Annotated in this window: 10 protein-coding genes; 3 read left to right on the top strand and 7 right to left on the bottom strand. The window is 65.2% G+C overall.

The features are described from left to right. Positions 1 to 40 precede the first annotated feature (40 nt). Entirely contained in the window at positions 41 to 1021 is a 981-nt protein-coding gene (locus WIMU1_RS10255) for an ABC transporter substrate-binding protein (protein WP_062796906.1), read from the top strand. Between the two features lie 31 nt (positions 1022 to 1052). Here the strand turns inward: WIMU1_RS10255 and WIMU1_RS10250 are convergent, their stop codons facing one another. Genes WIMU1_RS10250 through WIMU1_RS10240 form a run of 3 tightly spaced genes read right to left on the bottom strand, consistent with a single transcriptional unit; the run spans position 1053 to position 4009 of the window. Beyond that, positions 1053 to 1892, bottom strand: coding sequence for an ABC transporter ATP-binding protein (locus WIMU1_RS10250; RefSeq protein WP_084248145.1), 840 nt, complete (start codon positions 1890 to 1892; stop codon positions 1053 to 1055). Between the two features lie 45 nt (positions 1893 to 1937). Then, the gene (locus tag WIMU1_RS10245) at positions 1938 to 3032 is read right to left on the bottom strand and encodes a FecCD family ABC transporter permease (RefSeq protein ID WP_062796904.1); all 1095 of its coding nucleotides are present in this window, start codon (positions 3030 to 3032) and stop codon (positions 1938 to 1940) included. Continuing rightward, entirely contained in the window at positions 3029 to 4009 is a 981-nt protein-coding gene (locus tag WIMU1_RS10240; RefSeq protein WP_174548729.1) for an iron chelate uptake ABC transporter family permease subunit, read from the bottom strand. The genes WIMU1_RS10245 and WIMU1_RS10240 overlap by 4 nt, the downstream gene beginning before the upstream one ends. A gap of 377 nt (positions 4010 to 4386) precedes the next feature. Here WIMU1_RS10240 and WIMU1_RS10230 point away from each other — a divergent pair, with 377 nt between their 5' ends. Then, positions 4387 to 6321, top strand: coding sequence for a sigma factor-like helix-turn-helix DNA-binding protein (locus tag WIMU1_RS10230; RefSeq protein ID WP_120802620.1), 1935 nt, complete (start codon positions 4387 to 4389; stop codon positions 6319 to 6321). A 33-nt stretch (positions 6322 to 6354) separates the two neighbouring features. On the opposite strand, the gene WIMU1_RS10225 is transcribed toward WIMU1_RS10230, so the two are convergent. The 3 genes from WIMU1_RS10225 to WIMU1_RS10215 form a co-directional block, all read right to left on the bottom strand. Beyond that, a complete protein-coding gene (locus WIMU1_RS10225) occupies positions 6355 to 7305 on the bottom strand; it encodes an AMP-binding protein (protein WP_062796899.1) in 951 nt (316 codons plus the stop codon). A gap of 146 nt (positions 7306 to 7451) precedes the next feature. Then, positions 7452 to 9287 carry a siderophore-interacting protein gene (locus tag WIMU1_RS10220; protein ID WP_062796897.1) on the bottom strand — a complete coding sequence of 612 codons (1836 nt, stop codon included), beginning with the start codon at positions 9285 to 9287 and terminating at the stop codon, positions 7452 to 7454. 28 nt (positions 9288 to 9315) lie between these two features. Next, the gene (locus tag WIMU1_RS10215; RefSeq protein ID WP_084248144.1) at positions 9316 to 15543 is read right to left on the bottom strand and encodes a non-ribosomal peptide synthetase; all 6228 of its coding nucleotides are present in this window, start codon (positions 15541 to 15543) and stop codon (positions 9316 to 9318) included. Positions 15544 to 15603: 60 nt separating this feature from the next. Here WIMU1_RS10215 and WIMU1_RS10210 point away from each other — a divergent pair, with 60 nt between their 5' ends. Next, a complete protein-coding gene (locus WIMU1_RS10210; protein ID WP_062796894.1) occupies positions 15604 to 16293 on the top strand; it encodes a formyltransferase family protein in 690 nt (229 codons plus the stop codon). A 96-nt stretch (positions 16294 to 16389) separates the two neighbouring features. Here WIMU1_RS10210 and WIMU1_RS10205 read toward each other — a convergent pair whose 3' ends face one another. Beyond that, positions 16390 to 17358 carry an ABC transporter substrate-binding protein gene (locus WIMU1_RS10205; protein ID WP_062796892.1) on the bottom strand — a complete coding sequence of 323 codons (969 nt, stop codon included), beginning with the start codon at positions 17356 to 17358 and terminating at the stop codon, positions 16390 to 16392. Positions 17359 to 17366: the final 8 nt, after the last annotated feature.

The raw sequence follows: 17366 nt of genomic DNA, 5'->3' as shown, positions 1-17366 counted from the left end.
CCGTTGCTGAGCCTCGCTAAGCATAGGCTAGCCTCATCCCATGTTCCGCCGAGTCCTAGCTGTGTTCAGCATTCTTGCCCTTCTGTTCGTGGCCGCCTGTTCCGACGAGAGCGATCAGGAGCAATCCCCGACATCCGGTACGTCGGCCGGCGCGTACCCGGTCACCGTGGCCACCAAGTTCGGCCCGGTGACGATCGAGAAGCCGCCGACCCGGGTGGTCGCTCTCGGATGGGGCGACGCCGAGACCGCGCTCGCCCTCGGCGTTCAACCGGTGGGAGCAAGCGACTGGCTCGACTTCGGCGGCGAGGGTGTGGGCCCATGGGCCGAGGGACTCTACGACAACCCGCCCGAGATCATCGGAACCCGGGAGCCGTCCTTCGAGCAGATCCTCGCACTCGAACCGGATCTGATCCTCGACACCAAGAGCTCGGGAGACCAGAAGAGATACGACACGTTGGCCGAGATCGCCCCGACCGTCGCGTTGCCTGCAGGTGCCGACAGCTACAAGACCACCCTCGAACAACAGGTGACGATGGTGTCGCAAGCACTGGGCGTCCCGGAGAAAGGGACCGAACTGGTCGAGCAGCTCAATGGCCGGTTCACCGAGGTTGCTGCGCAGAACCCCGAGTTCCGCGGCAAGACGGTCACGGTGGCAGCGCGTTCCGGGACGGGGTGGGGCGCATACTCCCCCGATACCGAGCGGGTCGAATTCCTTGTCAAACTGGGCTTCTCACCCAATCCCGCCATCGATCCCGCCGACGCCAAGGGATTCTCGGTCCCCATCGCGGACGAGAACCTGCGGTTGCTCGACGCCGACATGGTGGTGGTCTTCCCGATCCAGCGCACAGCCGCCGAGGTGGAAGGCGACCCGCTGTTCAAGTCGGTGCCCGCCGTCGCCGCCGGCCGCTACCTCGTCTTCGACGACCTCACGATCTCGCGGGCCTACTCGACGAACTCGGTGCTGTCGATCCAGTACGCGCTCGACACGGTGGTGCCCCTGATCGCCGAGCGCGTGCAGTGACGCACCGCTCGGCCGCCCGTTCCTGCGGCAGCTAACGTCTGACGAGCGGGATCACAAGGGGTGTATGCGATTCCGGGTCGTCGATGATCCGGCAAGGGAGACCGAACACATCGCGGACAAGATCGGCCGTGATGATGTCGGCCGGCCGGCCCTCCGCCACTATGGCACCGGCCTTCATGGCGATGATGTGGTCGGCGTAGCGGCACGCATGGTTGAGGTCGTGCAACACCGCGACAAGCGTTCGACCGCCCGTCTTGTTGAGCTCGGCACACAACTCGAGCAGGTCGATCTGGTAGGCGATGTCCAGGAACGTGGTCGGCTCGTCGAGCAACATCAGCGGAGTCTGCTGCGCCAACACCATTGCCACCCAAACCCTTTGACGCTGCCCGCCGGAGAGTTCATCGACCAGTCGCCCCGACAGCTCGGTCACGCCGGTCGCCGTCATCGCCTCGATCACGGCGGATTCGTCGTCGGCCGACCACTGCCGGATCAACTTCTGGTGGGGATAACGTCCACGGGCGACGAGGTCGGCGACCCTGATGCCGTCGGGTGCGATGGATGACTGCGGCAGGAGACCGAGCCTGCGCGCCACCTCTTTTGCCGGATACGAACTGATCGCCTTACCGTCCAGCAGCACCGAGCCCTTGTTGGGGGCCAGAAGTCGCGAAAGCGCACGCAGCAGAGTCGATTTGCCGCAGGCGTTGGGTCCGACGATCACGGTGAAGGCACCGTCTGGGATGTCGACGCTCAACGACTCGCTGATCACCCGCTTGTCGTAGCCGATGGTGACGTCCTGAGCCTGCAACCGGGTGTGCACCCCGTCGCCGCCACGCGTCGCGGACGGTACTTCTTGGTCCGCGAATTTGCTCATGTCCACTGTTCGCACCTCGTCATCGGACGTCTCGAGATTGTTGGGTCATTGGCGGCGCGCCTCTCGGGCGAGCAGCCACACCAGGTAGAGGCCACCCACCGACACCGTGACAACTCCCACCGGAAGCTGGGTGGGTGTGAAGGCGCGCTGGGCGATGAGGTCACTGGCCACCAATAGCAATGCGCCCATGACCGCCGCCGGGAGCATGGCCACGCCCGGCGTGCGGGTCAGCCTCCGGGCCAACTGTGGTGCGGCCAGCGACACGAAGGCGATGGGACCCGCAGCTGCGGTCGCAACGGCTGTGAGTGCGACACCGAGGACGATCAGCACCAATCGCGTCGGTTCTGCGCGGATGCCCAACGCCTTGGCGGCGTCATCGCCCAGATCGAGCATCGGCATCCGGTAGGACGCCAGAACCAGCAGCGGGGTGAGGACCGCCAACAGGATGAGGGCAGGGCGGGCCTGCGTCCAACCCAGTCCGTTGAGCGATCCGGCACCCCACACCGCCGCGGACATCGCATCCTCGAGGTCTGCTCGCAGGATCAGCCAGGCGTTCACCGACGACAGGACCGCGCTGATGGCGATTCCCACGATGATGAGCCGAAATCCCTGGACACCACGCTTGAAGGCCAGCAGGTACACCAGGAGCGCGGTGACCATGCCTCCGACCAGTGCGCCCGCCGCGGTGTCGTAATAGCCGCCGCCACCGATGATCAGCAGGACCACCAGTGCGCCCGTATAGGCGCCCGTGTTGAAGCCGATGATGTCGGGGCTGCCCAGCGGATTTCGGGTGATCGACTGGAACACCGCCCCGCTGACGCCCAGTGCGGCCCCGAGGATCAGGGCCAGCAGCACCCTCGGCATCCGCCATTCCATCACCACGAGTTCTTCGATCCGGGACCCATTACCGAAGATCGCCTGAACCACCCGGTCCGGGGACACCGGGTAGTCCCCGGTGCCGAGCGCAAAGACCGCAACCACCAGCGAAGCGGCCACCAGCATCACGATCACGGCCACGGCGCGAACGTCTATCCGCCCCGACAGCGCGCCACCCCGCACGCGCAGCACGGCGACCTTACGTCCGAAGTCGACATCTCCAGGAAGCGCCTGCTTGTCCTGGTTCTGCGCGTCGACGCTCACAGGCCGCTCGCCTTGCCTCGTCGAACCAGGAAGATGAGGACGGGTGCACCGACAAACGCGGTCACGATGCCGACCTGCATCTCACCCGGCCGGATGATCACACGCCCGATCACGTCGGACAGCAGGAGCACGATCGGCCCACCCACCAGCGTGTACGCCAGGATCCAGCGTTGATCGGGCCCGACGATCCAGCGGGCCACATGCGGAACCATCAGCCCCAGAAAGCTGATCGGGCCGGCGGCCGCGGTGGCGGCGCCGCAGAGCAACGTCACCGCGATGACTCCGATGACCCGGGTGCGGGCCACGTTCGCCCCGAGTGACCGCGCGAGGTCGTCACCCATGGCGACAGCGTTGAGCGGGCGGGCGATGACAAACGCGAGCACCAGCCCGACCACAACAAACGGCGCGACCGCACCCGATACCTCGAGTCCGCGTCCCGCGATCGACCCCGCATTCCAGAACCGCATCTGGTCGAAGGCTTCCGGGTCGAGCAGGATGAGTCCCGACGTGATGCCGGTGAGTACGGCACCGATGGCAACTCCGGCCAACGTGAGACGGATCGGGGTGGCGCCCCCTCTGCCGATCGATCCCAGCGCGTACACGAAGACCATCACCACCACCGCACCGGCGAATGCGAACCAGATGTACGACCAGATACTCGCCATTCCGAACACCCCGACGGCGAGCGCGACGGCGAATGCTGCGCCGGCGTTGACGCCGAGAATCCCGGGATCGGCCAACGGGTTTCGGGTGATCGCCTGGATGAGAGCTCCACCGATGCCCAACGCGACCCCGACGATCAGGCCGAGGATGGTGCGCGGGATACGCAGGTCGCGAACGATGATGTGGTCCCCGGAGTTGTCGTACGACCACAGCGCATCCCACACCGTCGAGAACGGCACGTCCTTGGCGCCGATGGCGATGCTGAGCATGCAGACCGCGGCCAGGACGACGACCCCGGCAACCCAGCCGAGCATCCGCCTGGTGTTGGTCTGCGCCAGTCCCTGAGCACGACGGCGCGCCGCCGAACCATCTTCGCTCTTTGTCAGGTCCACCCGGAGGCCGGGGTCGGCACCGACAGTCACGTCCGAGCCCGGCACGCGTTGTCCTGCATCTCAGCCCCATCTATCAGTAGGTAACCCTCACCTTAGTGCCAATAGCAGGGTCCCATACCGCAGCCCGCCCGTTGTCGGCATCGTCGCAGTTCGGGCGGCTTTTGAAGCGTCGCGCCGGAGCCTCCCGTTCGGCAACTTTGCGGCAACTAACCAGGTTTACAGATAGGCTAATTCCGTTACCGCCCATCTCGACCGGCCACTTCGTGCCGTGACCGCAGCCCACGAAAGGCCCACTGCTGATGCCCGACTCGAACACGGCGCGGCCGTTCTCGAAGACGGCTTGGCCCATGCTCCTGCCGTGGCTCGAGGAGTACCGGTCTGGGCCATCGATCCTCGCCAGCGACGAGCTGATCCCCAACGCCTGGCTGGACGGGAGCCCAGCAGAGGCACTCAACGCCAACAACTTCCGCCGCTTCTGCGAGCTCGTCGCGCTGCGGCATGTGACCGACCGCGCGGACATCACGCTTGCCGACGACTTCCCGACTGTTTCCGGAGGCACGCCCGTGGCCGCGCTCGAGTTGGAGCAGCACGCCGTCACAGTGTTGCACGACAACAGCATTCGAGACGTTTCGAATGTCCTTACACACTCGGCCGGCCACCTGTTGCGCTTGCCTGGCGTCGGCCGTGCCACCGTCATCGACGTCGTCGCAGCCCTGGTGGCCGAGGCAACCCGGGCACCGCACGGTGAGGACGACCGGAGCGGCGGCCGGGTACTGGCAGATCCTCATCTGCTCAAGTTCATCGAGTCCGTCGATGAACGCGATCGGGTGATCCTCCACGAGCGCATATTCGCGGCCAAGCCCCGCACCCAGGCCGACCTGGCCAAGGAACTCGGGTTGTCGCGCGAGCGGGTGAACCAGCTCGACCGAACTCTGCGGCTGCAACTGTCGGACACCGTGGACAGTTCGGTGGACCTGCGCCGGCTTCTCGCCGAGACGGTGGCACTGGCCGATCCGGTGGCGGACTCTGCCCGGGTGGCCGAGACCCTGCCACTCTTCGCCACCGCGATACCCGCGCTCGGGGTCTCCGTGGGACAGCTGCTCATCGCCGGATCGAACGACCTTGCCGGCGTGGACGGATGGATCATCAGCCGCACCCCCGCGCAGATCGCCGACCTCGTCGAAGACGTCCTCGATGCGCACGCGGGTGAGGAGGCGCTGGTCCCGGTCGGCATCGTGGCCGCGAAACTGAACCTGTCGGAGTCCGAGGCAACGAGATGGTTGAACAGCAGCGGATTCACCGTGCTCGACGACCATGTCGTCAAAGGCTCGACGTCCACTGCGGATCTGGTGTGCGCAGTCTTGTCGATCGCCGGAGCGCCCCGCACATTCGAGGAGATCGTGACCGGGCTCGCCGGCAAGCCACGCTCCCGGTCGAGCGTCCGAAATGCGTTGGTCACCGACGATCGGATCGTCAAGACCGACCGCACCACCTATGGACTGCGTCGTTGGGGCGGTGATCAGTACCAGCCGGTCCATCGGCAGATCGGTCACATCCTCGACGCTGCGGGCGGCAGTATCGGCATCAAGGATCTGGTGTCGCAGATCAGCGAGAAGTACGACGTCACCGAATCGAGCATCCGCGCGTACGCGGGGGCCGGCGAGTTCGTGACGCGAGATGATGTGGTGACCCGGCGCAGCGAACGCTACGTCCACAGGAAGTCGCCGGCAAAGACCCGATGTCTCTATTGCGAGGGTGACGTCATCCGTTGGGCCACAACGGTGTCGGGCGCGCACCTCAAAGGGTCGGCATTCAACATCCCGTCAGCCCTCGCGGGCCTGATCGGAGTAGGCCCGGGGAATCCGTTGAAGCTGCCGTCGCGACTGGGGCCACAGTCGCTGATGTGGGTGTCCGTGCAGGCCCGAGTGGGAACCATCAAACGCTTCGTCAGCGACCTGGGCCTGGCCCTGGGCGACGAGATCTTCCTCGAGTTCTCACCGGACGGGTTCGACGTCGTACGTCGCTCGGTAAACGAGTCGGCAGAGCCGGTCGATCAGATCTTTGCTCTGCTGGGCCACCGGAACCCTGCGCCGGCTGATCGCGACGACCTCATCGCGGCAATTGCCACGTCGCTCTTCCTGCCCGACGACTCGGATGTGGCAACCGTCGTCGCCACACTGGAGCACCGCAAAGAGGTCGAACTGGCCGCACTCGTCACCGCAGCTCTGAGCTGACGATTCGGCGTGGTTGACAATTCGGCGGGGTCTTCAGGAGACCGGGCGCAATTCTGCTGATCTCCGGCCGTAGCCGGCATGAACCGCAGGATGCCGGTCGGCAAGACCAAACCGGTAGACCGGCGGGTCATCGCAGGTCTGACGGGTCAGACCCCGGCGGCGCAGCAGCACATCGGGAAGCACCTCACCGTCGGGCAGGACCATCCGCGGGCGCCTCGGGCCCCAGGTCCAGGGGTCTGCTGCACGCATCAGGTCGTGCATGACCAGCGGCGGGGCGAAGACCACCGACACGTCACCCTCACCCAGCGCATCGTGCACCGTCACGGAGTCATGCACGTGGTCGACAACTTGCACGCAGGAGCCCGCAGCTGCGCAGGCGAGCACCAGCATCACTGCGGAGGGGCAACTCCACGGTCCACAGACCACGACACGAGCGTCCGCATCCAGGTCGAGATCGGTTTGCAGGCCCCCGATACGTTCGGCCACTTCTCCGTTACCCCAGAATCGGAACCCCAGGTCGTTGAGGATCAGACCGCCTTCGGCCTGCAGGGGCGACCGTGGCGAAATTGCGATCAAACGAAACTCTTCTGCCACATCAAATGTTGGGGGTATTCGGTCCCCGCACATGAGCCCGACATTCTCTTCGTGAAGAAAGTCCTCGGCGCAATGCGTGAGAACAAAATGCAGGTCCAGTCCGGCAGCAACGGTCACCGACGTCTCGTCATAGGGATCGATCGGCACCACCACGGCGTTCAACCGCACCAATGCGTGGAATGCGAGCAGGAACTCCCATCCGCCGCCTACACAGACACCAACCCTTTGACGTGCGCCGATACCCCGCGACGCCAGGTCTTCGCCGAGCCACTGCACTGATTCATCAAAACGCTCGAAGTCGGTCTCGTGTTCACCGCACGCCACGGCCGGGCGGCCGAAATGTCGAGCAACGGTGTTGTCGAGAAATGTGTTCAGCTGCGCCGCACCCATTGGATACACCCCTCTTCCGAGTAGCTTCGCAAAGCTCAATTCGAAGCCGAGTCGGAAATGGCCTGCATTCACCCGGCTTACGTGGGCCTCCACCCACAATTGAGGTAAGGCTAGCCTTGGAAGAGTTCAAAAGTCTAGACGGGTTATCAATTTGCTCGGTATTCGACGACGTACGCGCCCCACCCCAGTGGCCCGACGTGCAGTGCGCCGACGCCGACCGAGTTGATGAGGGCGCGCATTTCGGCCTCCGTGCGAGAGCCCGACCCGAACACACACATCCGGAGAAGATCTTCTTCCGTCTCGTAGTCGTTTGTCGTCTCCGGGTCCATCAGCCGAGTCGGGATCACCACCCGGCCGGCAGACTCCGCGTACGCCGTCAGTGCAACCGCCGCGTCACCGTCGGGCAGTGTCTCCACGACGCCTGCCGCCACGAGGAGGTCGACCTTCGTCTGCAGCGGCGCGACGTGACTACCTGCGACGCGCCTGACCAGAGGCCGCCTCTCGGTGGTCACGTCCCCGAGCATGCGCTCGGTGAGCGACGGCATGCCCACAACATTGATCTCGAGCGACGGATACGCGCGCAGCATCGCGTCCACGTAGGGTCCACCGCCTTCGCCGACGACCGCGACAGTGCGTACGCCCTCGAATGAGATGGCCTCGGTCAACGCCGGCGCGAGATACGTCGGCCATTCGACCATCTCACCGTGATAGCCATCGGCCCGGTCGGGGTCATTCGTCCAATCCTCGACCGACAGACCCCCGATTCCGACCGGATCACCGGTTCGCACCACGTCGAGGAGTCGGAGGAACGACAGCTGCATCTGCGTCTCGGCGGATTCCATCCGCAATCCCTCGACCCACGGGGTGTCGGGGTCGGCGAGGACCGCGCCCACCTCGCTGAGTGAGTAGATGTTTCCCTCTCGGACCAGCAGACCCATCACCACGAGGTGACGCACCAGCTTGTGCAGCGGGTCGGGACGTGCCCCGCAAGCAGCGGCGATGTCCTGCACGGTGACCGCACCCGCGTCGATTTCTGCGAACACCCCCAGCGTCACTGCTGCGCGTAACGCACACGCGGGCAACAGCTCCGAATACTCGTGGACGCGTTCGAAGGGGTCCGGGGCCTGTGTGGCGACGTCGATGACCTCGGGATCGCCCGCGACGGTGGCGACCGCGCGCTCACGCCAGTAGCCGGCGATGTCGGTGAACTCCTTCGGTATCCCCTTCTCTCGCTTGGCCCATCTGCGGAGCGGCTTGACCAACATGGCTTCCCCCGCGACCCACAGGTATGGCTGACCGTCACGCCACGGGATCGACTGGAGTGTCTCGGCCAGCCGCGACCTGCCCTCGGCCTCACTGCGATACAGCCAGGTGATGTGAACCTCTGCGGCGCTGGGCAATTCCTGATGATGTGAAGGGTCGGCCACTTCGATCACCACCGTCGCCGGTAGCGATGGCGGCAGCATCTCGAGGCAGTGCCCGATCGCAGGCAACGCCGTCTCGTCCCCTCCGATCAGCATCCAATCGGCTGCAGTCGGTAGTCCGGCCGAGTGCTTGGGGCCGGCGACCAGGATCTTCTCCCCCGGCACCACACGACGGGCCCACGTCGAGGCGAGTCCGGTCTCGTGGAGGGTGAAGTCGATGGTCAACTCGCCTGCACCAGCGTCGAAGGCGCGCACGGTGTAGGTACGGGTGTATTCGAAACTGCCCGGCGTCCAGTCGATCAGGCCCGCACCGGTGTTACGGGGCACCTCGAAGGGGAACCCTCCGGTGACCGGGTCGGGAGGCATGATCTTCACGTCGTCGTCGAATCCGCTGGTCTGCACCGGGGGCAGGACAACACCGTCGCGTGTGTGCTCGCCGATGCCCGGACCTCCGAGAACCACACGTCGCATCCCCGGCGTCACGTCCCACACACGCAGAACATCGAACTCGCGCAAACAGATCGGGCTCACTGTCAGATCGCGCACCGAACCTGCCACGGCTCCTCCTTCGTCGGTCGTGCCACACTCACGGGTTCAGGGCGGCGGCCCAACGGTCCGCCATGTCGGCGGCGTCCAGGCCCAGAACATGTAATTCCACGCGATCCCCGTGGATCGCATACCGGCCGACCACTCCGTAGAGCGCCTCGAAACCCTCCCGCCGAGCGGGATCGGCGAGCGGGCCGAAGACTCGGGTCAGCAGCACCCCTGCAGTGGGTGCCCGCCGCAACTTCTTGCGTCCGACGCTGTGCTGGAAGCGCCACAAGTCGTACCAGGGCGCATACGGTGGCCGTTCGAACCCGTTGACCCCCGGCCGCACCGGGTACACGGCCGTGAACGCACCCGGTAGTCCGTCGTGTGCGCCGGGATGAACGTCGTTCCCGTACAGATGGTTTCGCAGGTTCCATTCGAGGTCAACCGTGCGTACGGCGGATGATCCATGCGCGATGGCGGCGACGAAGGCGGCCTCCACTGCTTCGGCAGACCTGTCCATGTGACCGGACAGCTTCTCGACACGTACGACGAGTCCACCGTCTCCGTCCACGTGTCCGTCCACCTCGTCGACTGACGGCATGCCGAGCAGCAGATCGATGGATTCAGCCAGTGCTGCATCGGCATCGGCAGACTGCGCACGTTCGGCCAACGCGGCCGTTGCGTCCGCGGTGGACCCCACGGTCGGCGCACCGGAGTCGGATCCGTCCAGCAGTGCGGTCAAGCGATTTGTCACCTGGTGGACGGTGTACCGGTCTGCGACCACCCCGTGCACGGCCACGATGAGGTGGGTGCCCTGCGAAGACCGCAGGAGTGCGACATGCAGTGGCCGCCCTGCTGTGATGTCCACCCGCTCGACCACATGGTCACGCGCTGTCCTCACAGCGCCTTCGGCATCCGTACCGGACTGATCCAGTGTTGCAACACTTTCCGACGCCAGACGGTCTGCGTACGGGGGTACGTCGGTGTTCCACAGCAATCGGTGACGTGGGTTCACCCGCCACCGCAGGCACTCGAACTCGCGGAGCACCGTGTCGACCGCCGACGCCAACTGCGCGGGCTCCACAGGGTGCGGCAGATCGACGACCTCGGTGAGCACGTGCTGCTCGATGTCGAGACCGGACTGACGGAGCCGATGTTGCTCAACCGGGGGAACCACCGGCACGGGCTCTGGTCGCACGGACGACTCGGCCGAATCGTCGGGCGCCACGGTTCGACCCTCTGCCAATCGCGCCGGCGCGCGCAGCGCGAACACGTCCTGGATGGTGAGGTCCAGACCGCGCTGCCCGGCCCGCCGAACCACCGCGATCGAGGAGATGCTGTCGCCTCCCAGGTCGAAGAAGTCGTCGTCGACACCGACCGCGGGCAGCCCCAGCGCCTCCGCGAATGCCGACACCAAGATCTCCTCGGCGGCGCCACGGGGCTCTCGCGATGCTGTGGTCAGTGAACTGAAATCGGGCGTCGGCAGCGCCTTTCGGTCGACCTTCCCGGTAGGCGTGAGAGGTAGGGCGTCGACGACCAGCACGATCGGTACAACGTGCACGGGCAGAACAGCGGTCACCGCGTCGCGAACCGTCCGGCCGTCCAGGTGCGCGCCCTCTGCCGCCGTCACATAGCCCACCAGCCGGCTCGACTCGCCCGATTCGTGAACCGTGGCAGCAGCCGCGGCCACACCGGGTACAGCGGCGAGCGCGGCCTCGACCTCCTCGAGTTCGACGCGGACGCCGTTCACCTTCACCTGGAAGTCGCGGCGGCCCAGATACTGCAGCGAGCCGGCTGAGGTCCAGCGGGCCAGATCGCCGGTTCGGTACAGACGGGTGCCTGCCGGGCCGAAAGGGTCTGCCACGAACGTGGCAGCAGTCAGGGCCTGCCGATCGGCATAACCTCGGGCCACCTGCGCCCCGCCGACGTACAACTCCCCGGTGACTCCAGGTGACACCGGACGTAGCCAGGGGTCGAGCAGATAGATCTGGCTCCCCGGCACAGGTGCGCCGATGGTGATGGGTTCGGCGACCGCAGGGGAACGCGAGGAGAATGCGACGTCACCGGCCACCTCGGAGGAACCGTAGGAGTTGATCACCGTTGCACCCGGTGATGCCCGGTTGATCTCGTCGACGACAGCCGAGGACAGCGCCTCACCGCTGCAGATCCACTGCCGGACAACACCGACCCGTTCCGCTCCCACTTCGGCGACGGCCCGCAGCAGGGTCGGCACCCCGGTGAGTTGGGTGATGCCGTGACTCTGCACCAGGTCCGCCAGACGATCCGCGTCGTTCGACTCGGATTCGTCGGCGATCACCAACCGACACCCGGCCAACAGCGCACCCAAGATCTCCGTGGACCCGTCGATGAAGCCGATCGAACTCTTGGCGAGCCGGGCACCTCCGAGGGGACTGCTGCCGTCGGTCCAACTCGCAGTGGACCATTCGAGGCGATTGACCAACCCGGTGTGAGATCCCACCACGGCCTTGGCGTTACCGGTCGACCCCGAGGTGTAGATGACGTAGGCGGCGTGATCCCCGCGCAGCTGGGTCTGCCTCTCGGCAGCGCCGACGGGCCCTGCCGGCAATGCTGACATCCGGCCGTTGATCGCGGCATCGTCCAGACAGATCAGCACACCCGGGACGTCGACGCCGGCCCCCCGGAGCGTTACCGCAATTGCCTCGGTGGCCAGGACCACGGTCGGGGACGAGTCGGACAGGTGGTGGCTGATCCGCTCGGTCGGATGCCGTGGATCGATCGGGACATAAGCGCCACCGGCAACGATCACGGCGAGCAGTGCGGTGACCAGATCGGGCGAGCGCGGGAGGAGCAACGCCACCCGGGCCTCCGGGCCTACGCCCGACTCGATCAGCAAGCGGGCCAATCGATTGACCCGCTCTCCCAGCTGACCGTAGGTCACGGTGACGTCACCCTGAACCAGGGCCGCCAGCTCCGTCGATTCGGCCATCCGACGTTCGATGAGCTCAGCCACCGAGTCTGGCAGTTCCGCAGTCTTCGACGGCGGGTTCCAGGTGTCCACCACGGTGCGATGGTCAACCGGGGACGTCGCGGTGATCGCGCGAAAGGCGTTGGTACCCCGATCGGATCCGGTGACGATCAGCTCTACGACACCGAGGTAGAGATCCGCGAGCCGGTCTGCCACCGCGTCGTCGATTGCCGCCCGGTCGTTGGTCAACGCCACCGACACCGACTCGTGCAGTGTGACCAGCGCAGTCAACCGGTAGTGAGGGGCCTGGATGTACTCGATGGCCCCGAGTCGCAGATCGCCGACATCGTCGGGACGTTCGAGGTTCTCGATCGAGAACAGGGTGTCGAACAACTCGCGTACACCCAACGCCGAATGGAGATCCAGGAGCGGAACATGTTGGTGGTCGAGCACTTCGGTCTCCGCGCGGACGAAGTCCTGGACCACGTCGTCCATGGTGTCGCGCTGGGTCCAGCGCACCCTGGTGGGCACGGTGTTCAGCAGCATCCCGACGATCCGGTCGATGCCGTCCACATCTTCGCCACGACCCGCTGTGGTGGAACCGAACACCACATCGGTCCGACCCAGGACGCAGCCCAGCAGAACACCCCATGCCGCGGTCATCACGGCACCCTCGCTGACCGATCGCGATCGGGCGTACGCCGTCAGTGCCTGCCGGTGATCGGGCCCCAGCGTACGACGGCGCCGACCGAAGCCATTGCCCGCACTGCGCGGCAGGTGGTCGGAGATCAGTGTCGGATCTCCGATGTCGGCGAGGTGGTTCTTCCACGCTTCCACCTCGCTCTGTGGGGTTCGCCCCTGCGTCCACCACCTCAGGAAGTCGCTGAATTGCGGTGCGCTGGAGTCGAACGGCTCGCCGCGATATGCAGCCATGATGTCGTTCCAGATCAGTGCCACCGACCAACCGTCGGCGATCAGATGGTGCACCGTCTGGATGAGCCGGTACCGCCCCTCCCCGATGGTGATCAGGGTGTAGCGCATCAGCGGCGGCCGAGTGAGATCGAACTTGCGGCTGCGTTCCTCAGACGCAACCCTGTCCACGAATTGCGTTGCCTCCAGCGTCGATTCATCAACAGAACTCAACGTCCGAAACTCTGGTGCGGGCGTCGACCCCACGGTCGAGATGACCCGGCCCGACCGCGTGGTGCGAAAGCCCGCCGCCAGTGCCGTATGTCGGCGGATCACCACGTCTGTGGCCTCGGCGAGCCTGTCGACATCGAGTGGCCCGGACAACTCGACGATCTGCTGAACCATGTAGGGGTCGTGGTCATCCACCGCGATCGAATGGAAGTAGATGCCGGATTGGACGGCCGTCAGTGGCAGCACCTCACGCAAACCATCGACCTGGGAATGGATCTCGTCCGACTCGTCGTCTTCGAGTTCTACAAGAGGCGCGTCGGTTGTCGGGACTGTCGTCGCCGGCCCCGACGCTGTGAGTGCCGTGGCAAGATGTTCGGGCGTGCGGTGAGAGACGATGTCCTGTGAGCGGAGCCTGAATCCCTCCGGCCGCAGCGCCAGGGCAACCTTGACCGCCACGATGCTGTCTCCGCCCAGAGCGAAGAAGTCGTCGTCGACGCTGACCTTCTCCACCCCGAGAATGGTCGCGAAGATGTCGCACAGGAGCTGTTCGTGGGGTGTACGCGGCGCGATGAACGCGCCTTGCCGAGTGGGGGTCATCGCAGGCAGCCCGCGGCGGTCCACCTTGCCGTTGGCGGTGACGGGGAAAGCGTCCAGGACCATCAGGTTCGACGGCACCATGTAGTCGGGAAGATTGTCGACGCACCAGGACTGTAGGTTCTCCACATCCACCGTGGCGCCCGGGTTCTCGGTCACATAGGCCGACAGACTGTCGGCGCCGGCGGTATTGCCCGTCAGTGTCACCACCGCTTGTCGCACCTGCGGGTGGCCGGAGATGATCACCTCGATCTCTTCGAGTTCGACCCGCCTCCCGCGGATCTTCACCTGGTTGTCCGCCCGGCCGAGGAACTCCAGCGAACCGTTGTCGCACCAGCGGGCGAGGTCGCCCGTGCGGTACATCCGTGAGCCGTCGGGGTCGAACGGGTTGGATACGAACTTCGACGCAGTCATCGCGGCGTTGCCGACATATCCACGGCCGAGCAGGAATCCGGCAGCGTAGAGCTCACCGCCCACACCCACCGGAACCGGCTCGAGCTGCTCGTCCAGCACGTACAACTGGGTGTGCGGATTGGGACGACCGATCGACGTGGCGATTCTCTCGGCCTCGTCGCGGTAGATGACGTGCGATACGCCGATCGTCGCTTCAGCCGGTCCGTAGCCGTGATAGAGCGTGGTGGACAATTGCTGCCGGAATCGCATGAAGAGATCGGGTGTCAGAACCTCTCCGCCACACCAGATGTGCCTGACCGAAGCCAACGCGGATCCCGACCGGGTCGACCGATCGCGATCCAGTGCCAACAGGGTGTCGAGCATCGAGGACACCAGATACAAGTAGGTGACCCGTTCCGAGGCGATCAGATCCAGTAGGTAGTCAGGATCCTTCTCACTTCCGGGCGCCGCCACCACCACGTACCCACCCGAGACAAGTGGCAGCAGTATCTCGTTGATCGAGATGTCGAACGCCAGAGGCGCTTTGAACAGTGAGGCATCGTCTCGTCCGAACATCAGTATCTGATCACGTTGCCACACAAGTCGTTCGCAGATCGCCTCGTGCCGGATCATCGCCCCCTTGGGAGTCCCGGTGGACCCGGAGGTGAAGATCACGTAGGCCAACTGGTTCCCCTGCACGCGCAGCGGGGACGCGTCCGGCACACAATCACCGAACCGCCAGTCGGCGAGGCTCACCGAGATCGTCTCGGTGCCCCAGTCCGTGCGGTCGTCCGCAGCTGTCAGTGCGATGTGCACCGATGCGTCGGCGCTCACCTGTCGCCGACGGGTCTCGGGCCAGTGCGGGTCGACAGGAACAAACGCGCCGCCGGCTGCCATCGTGGCCAGTACGGAAACGACCATCTCGGCCGAGCGAGACATACCGATGGCGACCACACCTTCGGCGGGTAGCCCCGACTGACGTAGGCGTTCCGCCAATTCGCCCACCTTGACCGACAATTCGCGGTACGTGAGTCGGGTACGCCCATCGACGAGAGCAAGGGCATCAGGCGTCGATCGGGCTGCAGCAGCGAACAACTCCGGAACGGTTGCCGTGGTCGTTGGTGTCGTCCGGTCATTCCATCGCTCGTGCAGCTCCGAAATGTCCACCTGGAGCGTGGCCGAGTCCCCGGGGTGCCCGAAAGTCGTCATGAAGTTTAGGCTACCCTAGGTTCGATTGGGTTCGAAGACCGCGGGCGAAGGGAAGTTCTCGTGATTCTGGTCGGCTCAGGAGCTCTGCTGTGGCGTGCCGCAGGTCATGCCGCCTCGGTGGGCACACCGGTCGACGTTGTCATCCACCCAGAGGGCGAAGCCGTCCCCGCGTGGGCGTCCGATCTCGAATGCGCCGGCACCGACGACGTCAACGAGTTGGCTGACGGCATCGACGAGATCTGCACAGACGGACTGGTGTGTTCGACCGGTAATCCCTTCATCTTTCGTGAGCCGATCCTGGAACTCGGCGTGACCATCGTGAACATTCACGGCGGGCCGCTTCCGCGGTATCGGGGCCTGCCCATTGCCGCCGCAGTATTCGCAATCCTGAACGGTGAGCACGAGTTCGGTGTCACCCTCCATCGCGTCGACGCGGGGATCGACACCGGCGACGTCATCGACAGACGGGCTATCGCACTCACCGAGTCCGTGACGCTGGAGGAACTGTCGATGGAGGTGACGCAGGCTTGTCACGACATCTTCGTCGACAACATCGATTCCCTCGATCGAAGCCCGGCGCCGGCCTCCGCGAACCACTCCCCTGCTCCCGCAGGCTATTACGGGATGAAGCAACTCGCCGACATCGGCAAGTACCGGGACCATCCGAACTTCGTCCGGGCCACGGAACTCGGCGTACTGGAGGACCACTACCCGGCGTACCGAGATCTGTTCGCGTCCTACCGGGCCTGACCGACTCCCGCACCGCTGTTTCCGACGGCGGCAGGGCACGCTACGCAATGATGGCGCCGGCAAACGCCGGCGCCATCATCGATCTGAGTCAGGTACTCACTTCTGCGGGAGCTTCTCCAACTGCGCTTCCAGGCTGTCCAGGCTGGCCATTCCGGATGCGTAGGTGAACGGATCCGTGTATGCCACAGCCAGAACCCGTCCGGCCTGTACTGCGGGCAGACTCTTGAAGAGCTCGGAGTCGAGCATCGCCTGCACCTCTGGTGTGGTGGTTCCGTCTGCGCGTGTCGGGTAGACGATCACGTCGTAGTCGGCGAGCATTCCCAGCTGCTCATACGAACGTTCCTGTCCCTCGCCCGTGGGGAAGGTCAGCCCCGCGGCCTCGAGCTTGTGTGGCACATACGTTCCGGCGTTCTGGTCCCAGAAAGTGCCCGGTGACCACGACGCGACCGCGACGAACTTGGTGCCGTCGATCTTGTCGGCGTACTTCTGGTGGATCTCGTCGGCGCGTGCGTGGAACTGCTGCTTCTGCTCCTCGGCCTCGGTCTTCATGCCCGCGATGTCGGCCGCCTCGTCGAAGGTCTCGTACCAGTCGGTGACCAGCAATGACCCGCCCTCGAGGTTCACGACCGGCGCGATGGCCTTCAGCTTCTCCTTGTCGATTGCTTCCCAATGCTTTTCGAGAACGTTGCCGACGATGAGGTCGGGCTCGAGCGCGAGAATCGCCTCATAATCCGGTTGCGCGATGGTGCCGACCTTGGGCAGGCTCTGGTACTTGTCCCAAGCGGCCGTGTCGGTGCCGAAGTAGTCGGCCGTGTAGAGATCCGGTACGCCGACGACCTTGTCGCTACCGAGGCTGAGCAGTGCTTCTGCCGAGCCACGCAACGCCACGATGCGCTGGGGGTCGGTCGGGATCTCGACAGGACCGTCGACAGTTTCCACCGTCCGGGTCTCGCCCGAGGCCGAATCCTTGTCGGAATCGTCCGAGCATCCGGTCAGCAGGACCACGAAAAGCAGTGGCAGCGCGGCCAACAACGACCACAGCCGCAGTCTTCGAGACTTCTTCATTGTCAGTT

It is taken from the genome of Williamsia muralis NBRC 105860 (assembly GCF_001598915.1).
Taxonomy (GTDB): domain Bacteria; phylum Actinomycetota; class Actinomycetes; order Mycobacteriales; family Mycobacteriaceae; genus Williamsia; species Williamsia muralis.
This window is presented reverse-complemented; position numbering and strand designations above follow the sequence as displayed.

What these genes read in the sequence shown, in the direction of transcription:
- WIMU1_RS10230 (WP_120802620.1), top strand. Translation starts at nt 4,387, where the DNA reads ATGCCCGACTCGAACACGGCGCGGCCGTTCTCGAAGACGGCTTGGCCC.
- WIMU1_RS10240 (WP_174548729.1), bottom strand. Translation starts at nt 4,009, where the DNA reads ATGCTCGGCTGGGTTGCCGGGGTCGTCGTCCTGGCCGCGGTCTGCATG.
- WIMU1_RS10205 (WP_062796892.1), bottom strand. Translation starts at nt 17,358, where the DNA reads ATGAAGAAGTCTCGAAGACTGCGGCTGTGGTCGTTGTTGGCCGCGCTG.
- WIMU1_RS10215 (WP_084248144.1), bottom strand. Translation starts at nt 15,543, where the DNA reads ATGACGACTTTCGGGCACCCCGGGGACTCGGCCACGCTCCAGGTGGAC.
- WIMU1_RS10225 (WP_062796899.1), bottom strand. Translation starts at nt 7,305, where the DNA reads ATGGGTGCGGCGCAGCTGAACACATTTCTCGACAACACCGTTGCTCGA.
- WIMU1_RS10255 (WP_062796906.1), top strand. Translation starts at nt 41, where the DNA reads ATGTTCCGCCGAGTCCTAGCTGTGTTCAGCATTCTTGCCCTTCTGTTC.
- WIMU1_RS10250 (WP_084248145.1), bottom strand. Translation starts at nt 1,892, where the DNA reads ATGAGCAAATTCGCGGACCAAGAAGTACCGTCCGCGACGCGTGGCGGC.